The 4,164-nt window shown below is 55.3% G+C and carries 6 protein-coding genes and 1 pseudogene; all 7 read left to right on the forward strand.

Features of this window, described 5'->3' with window-relative positions; translation table 11 throughout:
* Positions 1-40 precede the first annotated feature (40 nt).
* Complete coding sequence (locus ABLA85_RS17660; protein ID WP_223281806.1) at positions 41-373, forward strand: TIGR03745 family integrating conjugative element membrane protein; 333 nt, start codon at positions 41-43, stop codon at positions 371-373.
* A gap of 10 nt (positions 374-383) precedes the next feature.
* A complete protein-coding gene (locus tag ABLA85_RS17665) occupies positions 384-740 on the forward strand; it encodes a TIGR03750 family conjugal transfer protein (protein ID WP_367965644.1) in 357 nt (118 codons plus the stop codon).
* Positions 737-1,393: a PFL_4703 family integrating conjugative element protein gene (locus tag ABLA85_RS17670; RefSeq protein WP_367965645.1), complete on the forward strand. Its 657-nt coding sequence runs from the start codon at positions 737-739 to the stop codon at positions 1,391-1,393. The genes ABLA85_RS17665 and ABLA85_RS17670 overlap by 4 nt, the downstream gene beginning before the upstream one ends.
* A complete protein-coding gene (locus ABLA85_RS17675; RefSeq protein WP_367965646.1) occupies positions 1,390-2,214 on the forward strand; it encodes a TIGR03749 family integrating conjugative element protein in 825 nt (274 codons plus the stop codon). Before ABLA85_RS17670 ends, ABLA85_RS17675 begins: the two co-directional genes overlap by 4 nt.
* On the forward strand, positions 2,204-3,601 hold the full coding sequence (locus ABLA85_RS17680) for a TIGR03752 family integrating conjugative element protein (RefSeq protein WP_367965647.1): 1,398 nt from the start codon (positions 2,204-2,206) through the stop codon (positions 3,599-3,601). Before ABLA85_RS17675 ends, ABLA85_RS17680 begins: the two co-directional genes overlap by 11 nt.
* Positions 3,601-3,957 (forward strand): hypothetical protein, encoded by a 357-nt coding sequence (locus tag ABLA85_RS17685; protein WP_367965648.1) that lies wholly within the window; start codon positions 3,601-3,603, stop codon positions 3,955-3,957. The genes ABLA85_RS17680 and ABLA85_RS17685 overlap by 1 nt, the downstream gene beginning before the upstream one ends.
* A pseudogene (locus ABLA85_RS17690) lies at positions 3,945-4,164 on the forward strand (TIGR03751 family conjugal transfer lipoprotein); the annotation flags it as partial. The gene ABLA85_RS17685 and the pseudogene ABLA85_RS17690, both read left to right, overlap by 13 nt.

The following is a 4,164-nucleotide window of genomic DNA, read 5'->3' on the forward strand; positions in this document are numbered from 1 at the left end:
GCACATTTTTACCGTCTGCCGCCGTATCAGCACAAACCTGATGACACGGGTCAGCTCGTTCATACTGTTATTCGGACTTTCCTGTGGATCAGCCTGGGCCGATTTGCCTGCTATCGAACCGCCGAAAAGTGGGGGCGGAGGCGGATTGCTGGGACAGGCGAAAGGGTACGCGCAGGATGGTATTGTCATCGGCGGACTCATTCTTTCCGCTGTGGCTTTTTTTAAAGTGGCCTCGGCCGCCGTCGAAACCTTTTCCGAAGTGCGGGATGGCAAATCGACCTGGACCCAGTTTGGCGCCATCGTGGTGGTCGGCGTGGTGTTGTTGGTTGCCGTGATTTGGCTGCTGTCGAAATCGGCCAGCATTATTTTTTAAGGCCGTCACCATGCAGACGATCGCTTTCTTACCTGACCGTTTAAACGCCGAGCCGGTAGTCTTTCGCGGGTTCACCACGCCGGAGATGGGACTGGCCGCACTGGCCGGGATCGTGCTCGGACTGGCCGTCAGTCTTCCCCTGATCCCGTTAGCCGGTTGGGTCATGATACCGACCGGCATGCTGGTGATGCCCTTGTTACTGATTAGCTTTGGCGGGCGTTGGCTTGCGCAGGTTAAACGTGGCAAGCCGGAGAATTATATTTGGCTGAAGCTGGAAGAGAAAAAACGTCGGCTGGGTATCGGTGATCCGGCCTTGATTATGGCCGCCCGGGGCTGGTCGTTGCGCCGTAGCAGGAGAGTACGATGAGCCGGTTTCGTCATGCGGTGAAAAATCGGGATCAGCATATTCTGACCCTGCGAGTGGCGTGCGGCATTCTGGTGCTGGTATTGCTGCTGAGCCTGACGGGCTGGATGGCTTCACCGCGCAATCTCACCATCCATCATCCTCCGGACTTACGCACCGGCAGCACACGCCCGTGGTGGGAAGTGCCTGCGCCCAGCGTCTACAGCTTTGCCTTTTATATTTTCCAGCAACTGAATGCCTGGCCGAAAAACGGGGCACAGGACTATCCGGCCAAAATTTATGCGCTTTCCCCTTATCTGACGCCGGCCTGTCAGGATTTTCTGCGGGAAGATGCCAAAACCCGTGCTGACAGTGGCGAGCTGCTCGACCGGGTACGGGTGGTGTATGAAATTCCCGGCCGGGGTTATGAAACGCGCAGTGTGACGGTGCGTGACCGGGATAACTGGGTGGTCCGGCTGGATTTGGTGGCCGATGAATACTATCACGCCGAACCGGTCAAACGGGCATTGGTACGTTATCCGTTGAAAGTGGTGCGCTGGGAGGGCGATGCCGAGCGTAATCCCTTCGGGCTGGCTCTGGATTGTTACGACGGCATGCCACAGCGGCTGGAAGCGATGCCACAACCTTTGGCAGAGAAAAAGGGCGTATTTCAATGAGCAGAGTGTCATTTGGCCGCTGGCTGGGGCTGGTCAGTTTGTTATTGTTCAGCGTCGGCACACAGGCCGATGAACTGATGAAATGGGAACGTATTCCATTATCCATCTCACTCAAAGTGGGGCAGGAACGCATTATTTTTGCTGACCGGAATGTGCGTATCGGTTTGCCGCCGTCACTCAGTGATAAATTGCGGGTACAGAGCGCGGGCGGAGCGGTTTACCTGAGAGCCAACAGTGCCTTCCCGCCAACCCGCCTGCAATTGCAGGACAGCGAAAACGGCGAAATCATTTTACTGGATATCACCGCGAGTAAAACGGGCGCAACGGAACCCGTGCGTATTGTTTACCCGGATGAAAAACAACCCTTTCCGACTGAAAAATCGCAACAGCAGAACAACGCCAAATTATTGGCACCCGTTCCGGTCGCCTTAACCCGTTATGCCGCGCAGCAGCTTTATGCGCCGTTACGTACCGTTGAGCCGGTGACAGGCATCCAGCCAGTGAATCTGCATTTGCCCCCGTCCATCACCACCCTCTACCCGTCAGAGCCGATAGCCATCTCTCCGCTGGCAGGCTGGCGATTACACCCTCACACGGTCGTCGCGCTGAAACTGCGCAATACGGCTAAACGCACTCTCACCCTCGACCCGCGAGCCTTACAGGGGAAATTTGTAGCGGCCACGTTCCAGCATCGTTGGCTGGGGGAAGCGGGGTCACCGGAAGATACTACGGTACTGTACCTCGTTACAAAAGGGCTGCCGGATAATGCCTTTATCCCTGAGCCGGCATCGGTGAAACCGGGAGGCCGCCATGGAGGTTAAGTCCAATGCGTTGGTGAAAATACTGGTGCCGGCGGTATTGCTTATCGGCGGGTTTATTGGCATCAAAAGTTGCAGCTCAACGGAAGGTGCAGCGCCCGGCACGACGTCGAATAATGTGCTGGCCATGCTGTCACCGGAGGAGTTACAGGCGCTGGGTGTCGGGGGCGATACGCCGGAAGATACCCTGCGCACTCTGGTGGGGACACTCAATAAAGTGCGGGCAGAGCAGAAACGTTTAAGTCAGCAGAATACCGATATCCTGAAAGAAAATGACCAGTTAAAGCACCAGCGCCTTGATGTTGCCGGCCAGATAGATGCAGCGGTTGCGGCCATCCGTCAGGACGATGAACAGCGTCAGCGTACGTTGCAGGATGAGCAACAAAGTTTGCTGGCACAAATTGATTTGCTCACTGAGCGGTTAAATTCAGCGCCTTTGTCTGTACCGGAAAGCCAAAGCGCATTGAGCAATCCGTATGCCACCAACCCTGTTAGTGGGCAGGATGAATTTATCTGGGTCAATCCGGCTGATGAAAAACCGACAGGGTTGCAAGCGATGGGTCATGGTCAATCGACACCGCAATATCCCACTTCTTTTTTAAGCGAACAACCGACAGCTGGGCAAAAAGTGCAGAATGAGCCCGCGCTGAAGGAAAAGAATAAAACTCCGGTCTACACCTTACCGGAAAATGCCACGCTGGTCGGCAGTCAGGCGATGACCGCGTTATTAGGCCGGGTGCCTGTCAATGGCACAGTCACTGACCCTTATCCCTTCAAGATTCTGATTGGCAAAGACAACCTGACCGCCAACGGCATCGAACTGCCGGAAGTGGAAGGGGCTATAGTTTCCGGCTCGGCCAGTGGTGACTGGACCCTTTCCTGTGTACGTGGTCAGGTCAATTCCATCACCTTTGTATTTCAGGATGGCACCGTGCGTACCCTGCCGGGCACAGGGCAAAATCAGCAGGGTATCGGCTGGCTGTCTGATGAAAACGGCATTCCCTGTATCAGCGGCGAACGTAAATCCAACGCCACGACCTATCTGCCGACGCTGTTTGCCCTTTCGACCATGAACTCGGCAGGAGACGCCTTGAACGAAAGTCAGCGAACCGCCCAAACCCACGATGCGGGCGGCATCACTTCCACGTTAACGGGCAACGCCGGGCAGGCGGCATTAGGAAAAGCCATGGCCGGTGGCATGAATGACATCACCGAATGGCTCAAGCAACGTTACAGCCAGACGTTTGATGCGGTCTACGTGCCGCCCGGTGCCAGTGTTGTGGTGCATATCACCCAATCTCTGGCGATGGATTACGAAACGAAAGGCCGTAAGGTGCGTTACGGTTTCAGTGAGTCAACCCAATATCATCATCAGGACGCATTAGATTAATGGAAAAACCTGTCTTTCAATGGCTGTTCAGTGCCAGCCAGCCCTATTGCCTGCAAATTAACCGCCCCCAACACGCTAAGCCTGTACCGATTCAGCTCTACTGGCGGTCTGCCCATAAAAAAACATCCCGGCTCTGTCTTGCCATCGGCAATGCGTGTCAGCCGCTGGGTGACGGTGATTTTACTGTCTGGCGCCTGTCAGAGACACAGTGGCAATCCATGGTGGCAGGTAACAACGAAACTGAGCCTGAACAGTGGGAACGTCTGCCGTTTACAGTATCGGAGCTGGCCGTCCATCCTGAGTTTGCCACCTTTACCGCCATTGGCATTACGGAGATTCAGCTATGCGAAAAATAAACGCTGTTGTCGTGTTGTGTCTGTCAGGGCTGATAGCAGGTTGTTCAACCTCGAAAGACACGTTGCTGCCTGCCGGAAAGCAGACGGTGCTGGCGATGTGGCAGGGCAATAAAGCCGGTCACACTGCCGTGCAGGCCAGAACCGCATTGCGCAGAACATTGACCGGGACCGAACGGAGCCGGGCACTGGAAGAGCCTTATCATTACA

Source organism: Xenorhabdus sp. SGI246 (assembly GCF_040838225.1).
GTDB classification, from domain to species: domain Bacteria; phylum Pseudomonadota; class Gammaproteobacteria; order Enterobacterales; family Enterobacteriaceae; genus Xenorhabdus; species Xenorhabdus indica.